12 protein-coding genes are annotated in these 16491 nt (G+C 69.5%); 5 read left to right on the forward strand and 7 right to left on the reverse strand.

Going from position 1 to position 16491, the window contains the following annotated elements; all coding sequences use genetic code 11:
* Positions 1–138 precede the first annotated feature (138 nt).
* Positions 139–1644: a M1 family metallopeptidase gene (locus ABT297_RS29550; RefSeq protein ID WP_350555518.1), complete on the forward strand. Its 1506-nt coding sequence runs from the start codon at positions 139–141 to the stop codon at positions 1642–1644.
* A gap of 371 nt (positions 1645–2015) precedes the next feature.
* Here the strand turns inward: ABT297_RS29550 and ABT297_RS29555 are convergent, their stop codons facing one another.
* Positions 2016–2288 (reverse strand): hypothetical protein, encoded by a 273-nt coding sequence (locus ABT297_RS29555; protein WP_350555520.1) that lies wholly within the window; start codon positions 2286–2288, stop codon positions 2016–2018.
* Between the two features lie 188 nt (positions 2289–2476).
* Here ABT297_RS29555 and ABT297_RS29560 point away from each other — a divergent pair, with 188 nt between their 5' ends.
* The 3 genes from ABT297_RS29560 to ABT297_RS29570 are packed head-to-tail and all read left to right on the forward strand — an operon-like array spanning position 2477 to position 4642.
* Positions 2477–2863, forward strand: a complete 387-nt coding sequence (locus tag ABT297_RS29560) for a hypothetical protein (RefSeq protein WP_350555522.1) — start codon at positions 2477–2479, stop codon at positions 2861–2863.
* A gap of 25 nt (positions 2864–2888) precedes the next feature.
* A complete protein-coding gene (locus tag ABT297_RS29565) occupies positions 2889–3920 on the forward strand; it encodes a hypothetical protein (protein WP_350555524.1) in 1032 nt (343 codons plus the stop codon).
* 26 nt (positions 3921–3946) lie between these two features.
* Entirely contained in the window at positions 3947–4642 is a 696-nt protein-coding gene (locus ABT297_RS29570; RefSeq protein ID WP_350555542.1) for an amino acid kinase family protein, read from the forward strand.
* A 63-nt stretch (positions 4643–4705) separates the two neighbouring features.
* On the opposite strand, the gene ABT297_RS29575 is transcribed toward ABT297_RS29570, so the two are convergent.
* Positions 4706–5416 (reverse strand): MBL fold metallo-hydrolase, encoded by a 711-nt coding sequence (locus tag ABT297_RS29575; RefSeq protein ID WP_350555526.1) that lies wholly within the window; start codon positions 5414–5416, stop codon positions 4706–4708.
* A 71-nt stretch (positions 5417–5487) separates the two neighbouring features.
* Between ABT297_RS29575 and ABT297_RS29580 the strand changes: the two genes are divergently transcribed.
* Positions 5488–6435 carry a GlxA family transcriptional regulator gene (locus ABT297_RS29580; RefSeq protein WP_350555528.1) on the forward strand — a complete coding sequence of 316 codons (948 nt, stop codon included), beginning with the start codon at positions 5488–5490 and terminating at the stop codon, positions 6433–6435.
* A gap of 62 nt (positions 6436–6497) precedes the next feature.
* Here the strand turns inward: ABT297_RS29580 and ABT297_RS29585 are convergent, their stop codons facing one another.
* The 5 genes from ABT297_RS29585 to ABT297_RS29605 all read right to left on the reverse strand — a co-directional run bounded on the left by ABT297_RS29585 (position 6498) and on the right by ABT297_RS29605 (position 16399).
* Positions 6498–8018, reverse strand: a complete 1521-nt coding sequence (locus ABT297_RS29585) for a glycosyltransferase family 39 protein (protein ID WP_350555530.1) — start codon at positions 8016–8018, stop codon at positions 6498–6500.
* Positions 8015–10180, reverse strand: a complete 2166-nt coding sequence (locus tag ABT297_RS29590) for a glycosyltransferase family 2 protein (RefSeq protein ID WP_350555532.1) — start codon at positions 10178–10180, stop codon at positions 8015–8017. Before ABT297_RS29590 ends, ABT297_RS29585 begins: the two co-directional genes overlap by 4 nt.
* Positions 10181–10314: 134 nt before the next feature.
* Positions 10315–13770 (reverse strand): PA14 domain-containing protein, encoded by a 3456-nt coding sequence (locus tag ABT297_RS29595; protein ID WP_350555534.1) that lies wholly within the window; start codon positions 13768–13770, stop codon positions 10315–10317.
* Positions 13771–14345: 575 nt separating this feature from the next.
* Positions 14346–15440: a phenylacetate--CoA ligase family protein gene (locus tag ABT297_RS29600; RefSeq protein ID WP_350555536.1), complete on the reverse strand. Its 1095-nt coding sequence runs from the start codon at positions 15438–15440 to the stop codon at positions 14346–14348.
* On the reverse strand, positions 15437–16399 hold the full coding sequence (locus tag ABT297_RS29605; RefSeq protein ID WP_350555538.1) for an ACP S-malonyltransferase: 963 nt from the start codon (positions 16397–16399) through the stop codon (positions 15437–15439). Before ABT297_RS29605 ends, ABT297_RS29600 begins: the two co-directional genes overlap by 4 nt.
* Between the last annotated feature and the right edge of the window lie 92 nt (positions 16400–16491).

Consider the following 16491-nt stretch of genomic DNA (forward strand, 5'->3'; position numbering starts at 1 on the left):
GCATCTCGCCTGCCGATCGAGGGGCGGACGAGGGAAAACCCGGCACGTGACCGTATCGATGCGTGACCGTGCCCCGCATCGAGACCCGGCGCGACGATCCTCCACTCTGGACATTGGCGAACCGATCGGGGGATCTTCATGCACGGACGTCATCTGCTGGCCGCGGCGCTCGCTCTCATCGTCGCCGCGACACCCACCACCGCCGCCCATGCGGCGCCCCGGCCCGACCCCCGACCCGGCTTCCGGCCCGGCGCGCCAGGTATCGGCGACCCGGCGTACCCGCTCGACGGCAACGGCGGCTACGACGTGCTCCACTACGACCTCGACGTGCGCTACCAGCCGGCGACGGACGAGCTCGACGGCCACGCGACGATCACGGCGACCGCAACCCAGCCGCTGTCCCGCTTCGACCTCGACCTCACCGGGCTGACCGTCGACGCGCTCACGGTCAACGGCCGCCCCGCCGGCTGGACCCGCGACGGCGACGAGCTCGTCGTCACGCCGGCCCGCGGCCTGCCCGCCGGGCTGCCGTTCGTCGTCGACGTGCGCTACCACGGCGTCCCCTACACCGTCCGGATACCGGAGATCCCGTCCGAGGCGCAGTTCATGCACACCGACGACGGTGCGCTCGTGGCCGGGGAGCCGAAGGCGGCGGCCAGCTGGTATCCGGTGAACGACCATCCGCTCGACAAGGCGACGTACAGCGTGCGCGTCACCGTGCCGGAAGGGCTGGGCGCACTCAGCAACGGCGTCCTGCTCGGCTCGGCGACGAACGACGGCTGGACGACGTTCCGCTGGGCCACGACGAACCCGATGGCCAGCTACCTCACCACCCTCGCGATCGGGCGCTGGCGCATCGACCAGCATCAGCACCGCGGCCGGCAGACGATCATCGCGGTCGACGCGAGCCTGCCGCCGACACTCGCCGACGACTCCGTCGGCCGCACCGACGAGATCACCGACTACCTGGAGACGCTGTTCGGGCCGTACCCGTTCGAGGCCGGCGGCGCGATCGTCGACAACCACGATCCGCTGCTGTTCGCGCTGGAGACGCAGACCCGCCCGGTGTACCCGGCCTCGTACTTCGCCGACGGCCCAAGCCCGTACGACGATCAGGTGGTCGCGCACGAAACGGCGCACCAGTGGTTCGGCGACAGCGTGTCCGTGCGGTACTGGCGGGAGCTCTGGCTCAACGAGGGATTCGCCGAGTACGCGTCGTGGCTCTGGAACGAGCACGACGGGTTCACGACCGTCCGCGAGAGGTTCAACATGCTCTACAACCTGCCGGTCGGCAGCCGGATCTGGACCCCGCCGCCCTACGGCCCCCCGGGCGCCGATCCGTTCGTGACGTCGGTGTACTCGCGCGGGGCGATGACCCTGCACGCGCTGCGGATGCTGGTCGGCGACGCCGCGTTCTTCGGCATCATGCGGGCGTGGGCCACGCGGTACCGCAACGGCAACGCCGACACCGCCGACTTCGTCGCCCTCGCCGAGCGCGTCTCGGGCCGGTCACTCGGGGCGTTGTTCACCGCGTGGCTGACCGGCGCGACGAAGCCGCCGAACCCCGACCCGCTCCCGCCCGGCGTCGCCGCGCCGCCCGCTCATCTGCTCGACGCGGTCGGGCAGGCGCACGCCCGGCGCTGAGCGCGCCGTACCGAATCTGGCGCCGACGCCGTCAGGCCTGCGCAGTGGCGGGCCTTACGGCGTTGCGCGCACCCTGGGATCGTCAACCCGCTGCCGTTCGGCGAGGTGCTGACGGCCTGGGAGGACCCGCACGGCCGGTGGGACGCGGCGATCATCAGGCTCTGTTGTGACAGTCAAGCACCGTCGGGTGCCCGGGCTCGCTGCCGGCATGTCGCTTCGATTCTGGCAAGCTATGCAACCGCACCCACCGATCGGGATAATGGTGCGGTAGCCAATGCGCGATCGGCGGACACTCCGGCCACCGCTGCTCCCACGCCGTCTCGACAGATCGCGTGAACTCGGGGGCCGTTTCCTGTCGCGCGGCCGGCGGCTCAGGTAAAAACGATCTTCAGGCGTTCAGACTCACCGTCGGGCGTCTGCATGCGGAACACCGTCCCTCGGGCCATCTCCTCCGTCATGAACTTCAAGACGGCAATGGCCCGCCGGACTGCTTCACCTTCCGTGATGCTGTGCTCCCGGGCAATAGCCTCGGCAGCCATCGCGGCTTCACCGGTCAGGGAAATGCTGATCTTTGCGCGAGCACCGTCCTCGACCGACCGACGTGACGACCGACCGATGGAGGGGGTAATAACCGTGGGCGTCATGGCCCGAATCTACGGCAATTGCGGACGACGATCAAGAGTGTCTGCGGCATACCACGGTATCCATACCGATTTTTGCGGCACTTCTACCGCGAGTTTCACCGCAATGACATGAGTGACCGCAATTCATGCGGTTGCAAGTCGGCCGAAAGTCGGTAACCATGCCTAGAAACGCGGTTTAGGGAGTGGAGATGACCAATAAGCTGCCGGGACGCACCGGCGACCGTCCACCGCGACGCCCAACCGCTCAGAGCACAGAACGACATGGTAACTCGCAGAGCCCTGCCCGCCGGCAGTCCAACCGCGGCAGGCCGAAGGCCGGCAACGGCACGGTTCCGGAGCGTGCGGACCACACCATCCACGACCTGCCGGAAGACGGGTCGTTCGAGCGCACTCCGGACGTCGCCGGCACCCGAAACGTGCTGGCCGTGGTCATCTCCGTCACCTTCGGCCTGACGGTCCTCATGATCGTCGTGGGAGTGCTGATCAACCGCATCAACCCCGACGTCCTGCTGGCGGTACTGCCCGCGATGGCGGCGGCCTTCGCGGCCAGCGCCTACTTCTACTTCCGCCGCTAGCCCACTGCCTGATCGGAGAAAGGCTGTGCCCGAATCGCAGAACCTGGATCCCATCCTCGCGGCCTTGAGCTACGAGGTCACCGAGATGCTGCGCCTGTTCCGCGAGGGCAAGTCCTTCAAAGATATCGCTCAGCAGTTCGGCCGGGACGAGCGTCGCGTCTCCCGCGCACTGCTCGACGTCGATGCCGCCTTCTACGCGAGCCAGAATCTGCACGTCCTGGAACGCGAGCCGGGCCGGCGCACCTACCAGCTCACCCCCACCGGGGTGGCGCTCGTCGACGGTCTCGTCAGGGTCGCCGAGACCACCAGGGGCGCCATCGACAGCGCCGCGGCATTCGCCAAGCGAGTTCCGGTGCTGTGCACCTCCAACTGCCTCGGCTATCTGCGTGACCTCATCGGCAAGCTGCCCAGCAACCGGTCCTACCGCGTCATCCCCGATCCTCGCCGAAGCGCCGAAATCGACCTCCGCCAGCCCCTCGGCGACCACCGGACCCGCATCAGCCTCCTGTCGACCCTGATGCGATCCGCCCAGGACCCCCAGGTCGGGCGAATCACGCAATGGAACGACGAGATCGAGGTGCTGCCGCTGTCCATCGACAAGCTCAGGCTGCTCACCGTCGACGATCTGCGTCTGGACCGCAACCCCGACGAGATCACCGTGCACGAAGTCGTCCTCGACGCCAGGGCCACCTTCCTGACCCCGAACGGCGGGGCGTCCTGGGATTTCCTCAACCGCTCCTTCCCGGAGTGGCGCCAACTGCGTCCCTTCCAGCACATCGAGATCCCCGATCTTGACTACGGACTGAAATGCCTGGCTGGTCGGCTCGTACCGAACGCAGTGATGATCGTCCACGGCATCACGGACGAGACCCTCAAGCGCTACGGCCTGGAAGACGCCCGGTTCCACGACTTCGCCGTGCATGGCCCAGATCATCTTCAGGCGGTCACCGGCGTGTATCACCGCCACTCGCACACAGACGCGGATGCCACAGATCCGTCCAGTCTCATTTGGCGTACGGCCCAGCAACTCTGGTCAGAGAAGGAGCGGAACCTGTGACGAGCAACGAATTCCCTTACGACCGGGTGGTCGTCAAGATCAGTGGCGAATCGCTGCGGGGATCCCATCCCCTGGACCGACAACGAATGAGCGAGGTCGCTCGAACGCTCGCATCCGTATACGCTCTGGGCGTCGACATGTCCGTCATTGTCGGCGGCGGGAATCTTTTCCGGGGTACCGAGGCCGACAGCTGGCAGATGGACCGGCCCCAAGCCGACGTGGTCGGCATGATCGCCACCGGCCTCAACTGCGCCATCCTCGAAGGCCTCCTCACCCAGCTCGGCGTCAGCACCCAGACCTTCTCCCGCGGCCCCTGCCGCGGCATCGGCCACGAGTACCTGCGCGAGGACGTGTGCGCCGCGCTCGACCGCCGGCGAGTGGTGATCCTCGCCGGCGGCATCGGCCAGACCGGGGTCTCCACCGACGTGGCCGCGGTCCACGCCGCCATCGACACCCACGCCGACGCCATCGTCATGTCGAAGTACGGCGTGGACGAGGGGGTGTACGACGCCGATCCACGCCGTAACCCACGAGCCAGGTTCCTTCCGAAGCTGACCGCCTCGCAGGCCCTCGCCCAGGGGCTCGCTTTCATGGACGCCGCCGGCCTCGCCATGGCCCGCGACTACGCCAAACGCATCTTTGTCGTGCCGGCCAGCGACATGGCGAACATCCGCTACCTCATCGAGGGCAAAGACATCGGCTCGGTGGTCCTGCCGGAGTAGGGCGCACGCGAGCGCCGGGCTTGCGACCGGCGCTCGCGCCACACACGTTTCCGGCGCGGAATGCTAGACCAGCGTGGCGGCGAGGCCCGCCGCGGCGAAGGCGGACTCCACATCGGACGGTCCCTCGGTGAAGTGGGCCCAGCCAGACACGTGCACCGGCACGACCTCGTGAACGCCCAGCACCCTCGCCGCCTCGGCCATGCCGGCCGCATCCAGGGTCAGGTTCACGTCGCCCAGCAGCGGGGCGCGGGCCGCGCCGCCGAAGAGCACGGCCACCGCGATGTCCGGAAAACGCGTGGCCACCTCGCCGACGACACGCAGGGAGGCGTTGTCGCCGCTCACGTACACCGACGGCTCGCCCGGCGCCGTGAGCACGAAGCCCGTCACCGGGCCGGTCAGATGCTCGGTGCCGTCGGGGCCGTGCTGGGCGGGCACGGCCGTCACCGTCACCCCGCCCGCCAGGTGGCTGTCCCACGGGGCCAGGCCGCGCACGTTGCCGCCCAACCGTTCGGCGGCCGTGGGAGTCGACAGCACCAGGGGTACCGACGAGAGGAGGTCGCGCCCGGAGTGGTCCAGGTTGTCCGGGTGCTGGTCGTGCGAGAGCAGCACGACGTCCACGCCGTCCGGGGGCGGCGCCAGCGGGGGGGCGGTCTTGACGAGGACGAGGCCGCCGACCGGGTACTCGCCCGGCGCGTCGAAGGTCGGGTCGGTCAGGAAGGTCTGGCCGCCGTACTCGAACCGCACAGTTGGGCCGCCGAAGCGCTCGAAGATCATGGGTGCAAGCCTGCTCCCCGGCCGGGGTGAACGGGAGCGGCTTGAAGGCCTCGATGCGATAGGTTCAAGCCATGAGCCGCAGTCGTACGGTGATCGGCGTCCTCATCGGAGACGGCGCCCCGATGCTCGAGGTCGCCGTCGCGCCCCGCGTGTTCGGCGTGTGCGGGTTCGACGTGCGCACCGCCGGCGAGCGGCCGGGGCCGTTGCGCACCACGACCGGCATCGAGATCACCGCCCCGCACCCGATCGCGGCGCTCGACGAGGCGGGCGTGGTCGTCGTGCCCGGATGGCGGGCGCCGGGCGGCTCGCCGGTCGGCGACGACGTCCTCGACGCGCTCCGGCGCGCCTACGAGGATGGGGCCACCGTCGTCGGGCTGTGCCTGGGCGCGTATGTGCTGGCCGAGGCGGGACTGCTCGACCGGCGCCGGGCGACCACGCACTGGCGGCACCTGGACGAGTTCGCGGCGAGCTTCCCGGCGGTGTCGGTCGTGGCCGACGCGCTGTACGTCGACGAGGGCCCCGTCGTCACCAGCGCCGGCAGCGCGGCCGGCCTCGACGCGTGCCTGCACCTGGTGCGCCGCGAACACGGCCCGGAGCTGGCCAACGCCGCGGCCCGCGCGCTCGTCGTCGCCCCGCAGCGGGCCGGCGGGCAGGCGCAGTTCGTGGAGCACCCGGTGCCGCGGCTGCCGGCCGGCGACGCGGTCGCCGACGCGATGCGCTTCGCGCTGGACCGCCTCGGCGAGCCCGGCCTGGATGTGGGCGCGCTCGCCGCCGAGGTCCACCTGAGCCGCCGCACCTTCGACCGCCGCTTCCGCGAGGCGACCGGCTGCTCGCCGCTGCAGTGGCTGCTCACCCAGCGGGTGTTGCGGGCCCAGCACCTGTTGTCGAGCACCGACGCCGTCATCGACGTGGTCGCCCGGGCGTGCGGCTTCGCCGACGGCGTCGCGCTACGGCCGCACTTCCGGCGCGTGGTCGGCGTCCCGCCCCAGACCTACCGGGCCACGTTCCGCGCCGCCTGACCCGCCGCCGAGCCGACGTGATCCGCGGATCGCAGGTGTCTTTCGGCAACGCCGAAGGCGCCTCAGGCGCCCACCTTCCGCACCAGGATCTCCCCGAAGCGGGCCACCACCGTGGAGCCGGCGATGCCGTCGCGCAGGGTCGGCAGTGAGGCGAGGATGCTGTCGGCCTGGTCGGTCATGACGACGTAGTCGATGCTCGCCGCGCCCGAGGGCAGGTACTTGTGCATGACCTCCGGGTCGGTGTCGACTTTCCACAACCAGACCGGACTGGCGAAGCCGGCCAGTTTGAGGTCCATCCAGATGTAGTCGTCCGTGACCACGACGGCGTCGCGGGGAATGTGGTCGATGACCCATCTGGTGGCCGCCCGCGAGTCGGCGCTGCCGTCGGTTTTCGACTGGTTGTACAGGGTGGTTGTCCAGGCCGGTACGACCAGGACGGCGGCGGCGGCCGCGGCCGCCAGGGGGGCCGCGCGCCAGGTGCGGCCGCGGGCCCACAGCAGGTCGCCGGCGCCGGCGATGAGCAGCGCCGCGAACGGCAGCAGCGCGATGACGTACGCGAAGGGCATGTACCCGCCGCGGCACATCATCACGACCTGGATCAGCAGGGCCAGGCTGATCGGGCGCAGCCGCGCGACCGCGAGCCCGGCCGGGATGAGCAGCACTCCGGGCAGCAGCAGCCACGGATCCAGATCGGCCCACGACTTCGCCAGGCTGAACGTGCCGGAGGAGGGGTCGAGCAGGCTGCCGCTGCCCGATCGGCCGAACAGCTGCCACCACAGCGCCCAGCTGAGGCTCACGTGTCCCGGACCGGGTAGGAGCTCGTTCTTGAGCAGGGCGAAGACCGGGTAGGAGGAGGCCAGCACGGTGAAGGAGACGAAGAAGAGGCCGAGGTTCCATTTGCGGGTCCGCCGGCCGGTGTGCCGCACGAGCAGCCAGACCAGCGCTGGGAGCAGGATGACAATGGTCTCCTTGCACAGCGCGGCCGCGGCGAACCAGACGGAGCTCCACAGCGCCGCCGAGACACTGCGGCGCGGGGACGCGGCGGCGGCGAGGGCGGCGAGGGTGAGCATGGTGGCCAGGTTGTCCAGGAACACCATGCGGTGGAAGTAGACGGCGAGCGGGCTCAGCGCGAACAGGGCCACCGCGACGGCGGACCAGCCGCGGTTGAGCCGCAGCCGGCGGGCCAGCAGGTACAGCAGCGCACTGCTGAGCAGTACCGTGATGAGCATGACCTCCCGGCCGACCATGACCGCGCTGGGCGCCCGGTCGAAGCCGTCGGTCAGGCCGGCGTAGCCGGCGATGATGGCCCAGCCGAGGAACGGGTGGTCGTACCAGTAGGTGTAGTGGGACAGGGCGCCGTGGTCGAGCATGGCCCACGCCTGGTTGACGTAGGTGCCCTCGTCGTCGTTGATGCGGCCGGGCCAGCCGTGCAGGTTCCAGCCGTTGACCAGCCCGGCGACGAGCAGCAGCGGGCCGAGGATGAGCAGGCTCGTGCGATGGTGGCGCCATCTGTTCACCCGCGGGGCGGGTTCCTGGATTGGGGCGCGGACGGGGCTGCGCTCGACCTCCAGCGCTGCCGTCATGCCGCACTACCCTCGATGGCCGGAGCCGGGTTCGAGGCCTGGGCGGGTCGGTGATGGCCGGCATGCGCGGTTTTGTGCCAGGTGGTGTTGCCGTCGATGTGCTGCCAGACCGCCCAGAAGGCGGCGCCCATGAGCACCCACTGGTAGACGGGGGCGCCGATGAGCAGGAACGCGTAGTGCCGCCAGGACACCGGCTGCCGGTAGGCCCGGCCGAACTCGCGCAGGCCGATCATCTGGGTGGCGAGCGTGATGAGGATCGGCAGGAACGGCGCGAACATGGACATGGCCACGAACACGGGAACCTTCAGCCAGACGATCGTGGCGAGGGACACCGGCAGCAGCAGCGCCGAGAACGCCTGCAGAAACGGCGTGGCGAGGATGTAGCCGGCGAGGAGGCGCTGACGCAGCGTGGGCAGCGTGGCCCAGCGGCCCTCGAGCAGGATGCTCAGGAAGCCCTGGTTCCAGCGGACCCGCTGCCAGAACAGCGAGCCGGCCTTGCGGTTGGCGATGGTCTGCGGCACCTCCTCGCGGGTGGCCAGTTCCGGCTCGTAGGCGGCGACCACGCGCGCGTTGTAGCGGGTGCACAGCAGCACGCCGAGCGCGCAGTCCTCGGTGAGGTTGTCCGGCCAGCCGCCGGCCCGCTCCAGCATCTCCCGGCGGATGAACACGGTGTTGCCGCCCAGCGGTACGAACCCGGCGCGCACCTGGTAGAACATCCGGCTGGTGAACCAGAAGAAGTACTCCATGACGTTGTGCACCTTGAACCAGTCGCGCAGCCGCCGGCCCAGCGTCATGAGCTGCACGCCGCCCTGCACGACGTCGGCGTCGGTGCGGCCGAGCAGCGTGTTGACCCGGGACAGCAGCTGCGGGGCCACGTCGTCCTCCGCGTCGACGACCCCGATGACCGTACCGGTGGCGACCTCGAGCGCGGCGTTGAGCTGGCGCGGCTTGTTCGACTTGGGGTAGGCGCGGATGACGGTCCTGACCCGCCCGTGCGGGTCGTCGTTGGACTGCACGCGCTGAACCTCGGCGATCGTCGCGTCGTCGCCCTCGACCAGTGCCACCAGGATCTCGTAGTCGCCGTAGTCCTGCTCCAGCAGGTGCCGCAGGGTGCCGGCGATGACGAACTCCTCGTGCAGCGCCGGCACGATGATGGAGAACCGCTCGTGGTGCTCCTTCTCGCCGGGCACCGGCCAGCGCATCTGCTCGACGGCCTCCGGGGTCCGCCAGCCGTACAGCCGCCAGCGCACCTCGAGGGCCCCGATGACCGTGTTGAACACCGCGACGGCGGCCACGAACAGCACCACCACCGCGGCACCGGACGGAGCGGCGACGACGAGACCGGCGATCACCGCGGCGACGAGGGCCAGCCCGAGACCCCAGCGCATGAGCGGGCCGAACAGCCAGGTGACGAGGCGCAGCCAGGGCAGCTGCCGCAGGTACAGCATCCCCTGGCGCAGGTCGCCCTTGCTGGCACCGGCGAGGCGCTCGCCGAAGTGCAGGGGGAGCTCGGCACGGCGCAGCCGCGGGTAGCGGGCCAGGATCTCCAGCAGGATCTTGAAGCCGCGGGAGCGCAGCTTCTCCGGGTCCACCATTTCGAGCCGAACGCCGAAGAAGCCGGTCATCGGGTCGGTGACGCCACGCAACGCGAACGGGAAAGCGAGCCGGGCCAGGATCGTCGACCCGGTCGAGACGACCTTGCGCAGCGGGCCGTCGAGGCCGCCGCTGCTGCCGCCCGCGCGGTAGCGGCTGGCCATCACCAGGTCGTGGTCGTCGAGCTGGTCGAGCATCGCCGGGACGAGCTCCGGCGGGTGCTGCAGGTCGGCGTCCATCACGATCACCTTGGTCGTCCGCGCCCGGCGGTAGCCGTCGACGACCGCGCCGGCCAGGCCGCCGACGCGCTGGGCGCCGATGCGGTGGAAGACCCGCACCCGCAGGTCGTCCCGCTCCAGCTTGGCCGCGGCAAGGGCGATGGCATCGACGGTACGGTCGTTGTCGCTGTCGTCGACAAAGACCAGCTCGACATTGGTCAGTACCGCCGACAAGCGTTCGACCAGGGGGCCTACGTTGTCCTCTTCGTGCCGGCATGGGATGACGATCGTGGCCAGTGCCCAAGGGGTCGTCACGTCGTGGCCGGGGGCAGTGGCCAGTGGGGCCGTCACGGGTGGAAATCTCCTTCGCTACAACCGGATGACCGAACCGGGGTTCCGTGGTCCGTGGGAGGACGGAGGACGGGAAACTGGGCTCGTAGCTTTGACCAGGACATGGGCATGATCACGCCTTCGTCTGCCGATGGTCACGCGTCGGCGGTCTTGTCGTAACTGAGCCGTGCGATCGCTCCGGCGGTCTTCTCGTAGTACTCGACGGTGATCACGTGCGCACCCTCGGCGAGGTTGCGCTGCGCGACGAACGTCGTCGGAGGCTGGTCGCGCCACTCGTCGAGGACCAGCACGCCGTCGACGTAGAGGCGGGCGCCGTCGTCGGCGGTGAGGTTGAACGTGTAGATGCCGGCGGCCAGGCTGTCGGTGCGGGTCCAGCGGGCGGAGAACCCGTCGGCGGGCACGCCGGCGCCGGGCGAACCGGTACCCCAGTCGAAGTTGATCGCCGGGTCCTGCCGCACCAGGGCCGGCGTGCCGGACAGGTCCGTGTTCGGGTAGTACGCGGCGTCCCAGCCGGGCGGCGAGGTGATGTCACCGACCCGCTGGTAGCCGAAATGCAGCTGTTTGCCGGCGGCGTTCTGGTAGTACTCGACCCGGATCGTGTGCGAACCGCCGAGCAACAGCTTGTCCGCACTGAATGCCTCGTTCTGGTCCCGCCACTTGTCGACCACGGGCTGGCCGTCCACGAGCACCCGCACGCCGTCGTCGCTGGTACCGCTGAAGCGGTAGAGCCCGCCGGACAGCACGTCGGTGCGGGTGTACACCGCGACGTAGTGTTCATCGCCGATCCCGCCGCCCGGGGACGTGTCGTGGTCGATGGTGGCTTCCCGCTGGACCAGGTCGGGGGCCCGGGTGGGGATCGCCGGCGAGCTGCCGGCCCCCGGCGTGTTCCAGTAGCTGGCCTCGTACGGCGGCGCCGGCGGCACATCACCGGCCCGCGACCAGGTGAGGCGAGCCAGGGCGGAGCCGGCGTTCTCGTAGTACTCCATGACGACCGTGTGCGCGCCGCCGCCCAGCGCCAGGCGTGCGGTGTAGTCGGTGGCGCCCTGGTCGGACCAGTGGTCGATCACCTTCTGGCCGTCGACCCACAGCCGCACCCCGTCGTCGCTGCTGGTGGTGAAGTCGTAGTAGCCCGCGGTCAGCGTCACCGAACGGGTGTACCGGGCCACGAAGTGGTCGGCGTCGATCGCTGGGTCGGGCGAGCCGAGGCCCCACTCGTGGTCGACGGTCGCCTCGTCGCGGCTCACTTGCGGCGCGGTGGCCGGGATCGCCGGCGCGCTGCCGGCGCCCGGGGTGTTCCAGTACTCGGCGAGAAACACGTCCCGCGGCTGGTCCGGCGTGGTCTCCCAGGACAGCTTGGCCAGCGCGTCCACGGTGTTGTCGTAGAACTCCATCCGCACCTTGTGCTCGCCGGCCGTGAAGTCGGCCACGTAGTCGTACGCGGTCGGGCCCTGGTCGTGCCACTGGTCGATGACCAGCTGGTCGTCGAGGAACAATCGCGCACCGTCGTCGGAAACGATCGTGAACCGGTACCGGCCGGCGGCGAAGTACTCCTGCTTGGACCAGCGCGCCGAGAAGTGGTCCGCGTTCACTCCGGGCCCCGGCGAGTCGGTCGACCAGATGAAGTCGACCTTCGGGTCCTGGCGGGTCAGCACCGGCGTGCCCTGCAGGTTCTGGTTGTTGAAGAACTCGGCGGTGAACGGCTGCGATGGCGCGTAGTTCGCGGTGAACGTCGCGTCCGTCGCCGGTGTGGTGACGAAGTGGCGGATCGCGCCGCCGTCGGACCAGCCGGTGAAGTGGTACACGTTGCCGTTCGCGGCGACGGCGGTCGGCGGTGCGGCGATCTCCCGCCGGAATCCGGTAACGCCCTGCACCGGGTCAGGGGTCGGGATCGGCACCCCGTCGAGCGTCAGGCCCAGGCCGGGCGGGTTCGTCGCGAACGTCATGACCGACGTGTTCGGGTAGATGAACACCGACTTGCTGGTCGACAGCCCGTTGCGGTCGGTGACGGTCACCTTGATCTCGAACCAGGTGTTCGCCGAAGCCTCGCCGGTCGTCGGGATGGTGATCGTGCCGACCCGGCCGGTCAGCGGCCCGACAAACGGGTGGATGTGCGTGTTGTGGTGCAGGAACACCTCGGTCTTGATGTCGCCGTCGCTGACGTCGAACCCGGCCGCGTCGGTACCGAACGCGTTGTACGTGATCGTGTCGCCGGCGTTGTACTTCGACCCGTCGACCGGCGCCGCGATCCGTACCGTCGGCGGCGAACCCACCTGGATCACGATCGGTCTCGACGTCGTCGTGTTGCGCCCGTCTGACACCGTCAGCGTCGCGGTATAGACGCCGGTCTTGCTGTAGGTCTTCGTCGGGTTGGCGTCGGTGCTCGTGCTGCCGTCGCCGAGATCCCAGTGGTACGTCAGGACGTCGCCGTCGGGGTCGCTGGTGCCGGCACTGCTGAAGTGGACGGTGAGCGGCGCCGCACCGCCGGTCGAGTCCGCGGAGGCGTGCACCACCGGCGCGTTGCCCGCGGGACTGTACGAGATTCGGTACAGCTGCCCGGGGAAGTACGTGATGTAGTACAACGACCCGTCCGGCGCGACCTTGAGATCCACCACGCTGCCCGCGTCGAGGTCGAAGTCCTTCACCTGGCTGATCCGCCCGGCGCCGTCCAGCAGTGCCTGCTTGATGAACCCGCGGGAGTAGTCGCCGAAGAACAGGCTGCCCTGGTACTCGGCCGGGAACTGGCTACCGTGGTAGACCGGCCCGGCGGTCACCGCGCCGCTGCCGCCGTCGTGGTTGTAGGCGGTCAGCGGGTCGATGTAGCCGGCGCAGTTCGCGGTGCACGGCCCCTCATGCACCGGCCAGCCGTAGTTGCCGCCCTTGACGATGAGGTTGAGCTCTTCCCAGGTGTAGTCGCCGACGTCACCGCCGTACAGCCGGCCGGTCGCGCTGTCGAACTGGAACCGCCACGGGTTGCGGAAGCCGTATGCCCAGATCGCGCCGAGCTTGCCCGGCTGGCCGTAGAACGGGTTGTCCGGCGGAATGGTCCCGTCGGGATTGATCCGCAGAATCTTGCCGTGCGGGTTGGACAGGTCCTGCGCGTTGGGTGGGTAGCCGTTGTCACCGACCGCGAAGTACAGCTTTCCGTCCGGGCCGAACCGGATGCTCCCACCCACATGCAGCAACTGCGACGGCGACTGCGTCTGAAAGATCGTGTACGGGCCTTCGGTGCCGACGTCACCCGACGCGTCGAAACGCACCAGGCGATTGAGCAGGTCATGGCCGGTGTAATAGAAGTACACCCAGTGGTTGGCCACGCCGAAGCCCGGGTCGAACGCGATGCCGATGAGCCCGCGGTCACCCGACGCCTCCGAGGGCAGGTCGGCGAAGGGCTGCGGGAGCAGGTGGCCGTCCTTGAAGATCTTGATCTTGCCGGTCCGCTCCAGGATGAAGATCCGCCCGTCCGGGGCGATCTCGAAGCCGGACGGGCCGTCCAGGCCCGACCCGACGACCAGCGAGGTCTGGAAGCCGGCGGGCGGCGCGGCCTTCGACGGCATGGCGGTGAGCAGTACGCCCATCATCGCGACGCTCACAGCGACAAGAAAAGCTCGGGCCTTCACGGCGTCCTCAGAGACTCGGTAGGTTGAAATGCGGCGCTACGTCAAGCGGGTCGATCAAGAAAGATCTCCGGCGAAACGCAGACCGCATCCGGCATCGCCGCCGATCTGGCGATCGGCGGTTCGCGAAAAAGGAACAAATTGCTGCCGGGTACGCCTATTCGGCCGAAATGTACGATTCGGCACCGCTTGGCGTGTCCCTGATGTGCCGTTCGATGGGACGATCGTCCTGCGCAGGCTGGCGCCTGCGCCGGTGATGCTCCACTGGGCGGGTCGAACGACGACGTTCGCGCACAAGGTGACCGCCGACCGAATTGATCAGCCGGGCAGCTTCCGGTGAATGGAGGGGAACCGCATTCGATCTTTAGCGGATACGCGCCCCGCGGTCGCCTTGATAAACAATGTTTAATCCCGTGCCCGGGTCCGGTGCGCGGGAACTTCAATAGTGTGACGTGTGTTACATAATCGCCTTCGAGTGTTTAGTGTGGCATGTCGATGACGGCGAGCGCCGTCGCCGCGGCCGACACCCACCGCGCGGCCCTCGCCGACGATCAGTAGAGGCCCTCGGGGGCGGTCGCGGTGACCTGCAGCGGACGGATGTTGGCCACGCCGTCAGCGGGCCATCGCAGCCCGGTGTCATGGCGCAGGGCCTGGTCCCGTTCGAGGACGTTGGGCAGGAACAGGTCCTCGTGCAGCACCGTCAGGCGAACCCGGCCGCTGGCCCCGTACGCGACCGTGGCCGACCAGTCGTCGCGCTTGACGACCGCCATCGTCACCTGCGGATAGTTGGGGACATACGGGAGGATCTCCCCGTCCTGCGACGGTGGCAGGCCGGCGGCGTTGCCGAAGGTGTTGCCGTAGCTGCGGCCGCAGATGCCCCCGTCCAGCGCGGCGACGAAGTCACGGTACATGTCCGGGCTGATCTGGGTGCCGCTGAGCCGGACGCCGGACAGGCCCGCCACCAGGTCCGGATGCCGGCGCATCAGGACCTGCAGCAGGGCGGGCGTGGTGTTGAGGTAGTCGATGCGGCCGTGCCGCAGCACGTCCGCGATCTGCTCCACCAGATGGTCGCTGTACTCCTGTGCCTCGGCCAGCCGGCCCTCACGGATGAGTCGCTTGACCCAGCGCGGGTCCATGTCGATGGCGTAGACCAGCGCGTCGTGCAGCTCGCCCGCCTCCCAGGTGCCGTTGCCGATCAGGTGCGGCCCGGTCGGGGTGGCCTGCAGCCAGCTACGGTGCGGCTGGAAGCCCTCGGCGACGAAGGACCACCGGCGCCACGCGCCGCGGTGCAACAACATGTCGGGGGTGTAGTAGACGCGGCAGGGAGTGCCCGTGGTGCCGCCGCTGTCCCATACCCGGCCGGTGAGGGGGCGGGGCACCGAAAGCGGTACGAGGTCGGCCGGATCCTGGGTGCGCAGCACGTCGAGCGGGAACGGCCCGAACGCCGTGAGGTGCTCGTACCGCGTGATGTCACGCGGGTCGAAGTCCAGCTCGGCGGCGCGCCGCAGCCAGTAGGGCGAGCCGGTCGTCGGATCGAAGTGCCGGCGGATCACGTGGCGGGTCCACTGGTCCAGATCGGTGGCCAGCGATCGCTCGATCAGCGCGTCGCATTCGGCGGCGCGTGAGCCCAGGTGCGTCGTCGTCACCGTCGCGCCCGTCCCGCCGAGGTCTCGATGCCCAGCTCGAAGGCCGTGGTCATGGCCTGCTCGATGTGCTCGGGACGGTCGACGTGCACCACCGGGAACGGGAACCGCAGGACGCCGTCGGGAATGGAACCGCCCATGACCAGGCCCAGCCGGACGCCCTCGTCCTTCATGGCCTCGTGGATGTGGACCAGGTTGATCGGGGCGGTGGGGTTGCGATGGAACGTGTCGCGGACGTCCTCGGCGGTGACCAGCACCTTGCGATCCAGGCAGGAGATCAGCGGCAGCCCGGGCGCCGTGAACGTCATGGCGTCGATGTACGGCGCCATGAACGTGCGGAAGGGGCCGCGCAGCGGCGAGTGGATCGCCATCGTCCGGCCCGGGAGCACGACGAGCGCGCCCTGCGGCAGGTCCGCGCCGAGCTTCTCCAGGGCCTCCCGCTCGCCGGAGAGCATGAGGATCCGCGTGGCGCCATCGGCCGTCGGCCCGAACTGCCCGGCCAGGTACACGCCCGGGCGTCCGTCACCGCGGTAGCGGCCCGTGTCCCCGCCGATCGGAGCGAACGCCAGGGCGAGACCCTGCTCGGGGGTGCCGGCCGGCTGCTCCGGTGTGTTGCGGGCGTGCGCGAGCATCTCGAAGAGGGCCTGACGGCTGACGGCTCCGGCCAGGCAGGCGGCCGACATGCCGCCGAGGCTGAGGCCACCCAGTGCTGCCGGTCGCAGCCCGTGCTCCGCGAGCACATCGTGCACCGCGATGGCGTGGGCCGCCTCGCGGATGGTGCCCACGCTCTGCCGCGCCTCGGGCGCCTCGGGCAGGTTCTCTTCGAGGATCTGGCCAACCGTGTGGCCGGTCCATTGCGCCACCTGCTCGTACAAGTTCCGCACAACGGCGTAGGTGCGGTACAGGTCGACGCCTCGCGGCTCGTTGCCGACGCCACCGCCGAACAGATAACCCAGGGTCATCGCCGTATCTCCCGTTAAGACATTTCTCTGGAAATCCGGAAAACAATCGTCGCGATTCACTGCGGGTCGGGATCCGGCCATCACCGTACCCA

This window comes from Dactylosporangium sp. NPDC000555 (assembly GCF_040300025.1).
GTDB lineage: Bacteria > Actinomycetota > Actinomycetes > Mycobacteriales > Micromonosporaceae > Dactylosporangium.

What these genes read in the sequence shown, in the direction of transcription:
- ABT297_RS29555 (WP_350555520.1), bottom strand. Translation starts at nt 2,288, where the DNA reads ATGACGCCCACGGTTATTACCCCCTCCATCGGTCGGTCGTCACGTCGG.
- ABT297_RS29585 (WP_350555530.1), bottom strand. Translation starts at nt 8,018, where the DNA reads ATGACGGCAGCGCTGGAGGTCGAGCGCAGCCCCGTCCGCGCCCCAATC.
- ABT297_RS29605 (WP_350555538.1), bottom strand. Translation starts at nt 16,399, where the DNA reads ATGACCCTGGGTTATCTGTTCGGCGGTGGCGTCGGCAACGAGCCGCGA.
- ABT297_RS29580 (WP_350555528.1), top strand. Translation starts at nt 5,488, where the DNA reads ATGAGCCGCAGTCGTACGGTGATCGGCGTCCTCATCGGAGACGGCGCC.
- ABT297_RS29560 (WP_350555522.1), top strand. Translation starts at nt 2,477, where the DNA reads ATGACCAATAAGCTGCCGGGACGCACCGGCGACCGTCCACCGCGACGC.
- ABT297_RS29575 (WP_350555526.1), bottom strand. Translation starts at nt 5,416, where the DNA reads ATGATCTTCGAGCGCTTCGGCGGCCCAACTGTGCGGTTCGAGTACGGC.
- ABT297_RS29550 (WP_350555518.1), top strand. Translation starts at nt 139, where the DNA reads ATGCACGGACGTCATCTGCTGGCCGCGGCGCTCGCTCTCATCGTCGCC.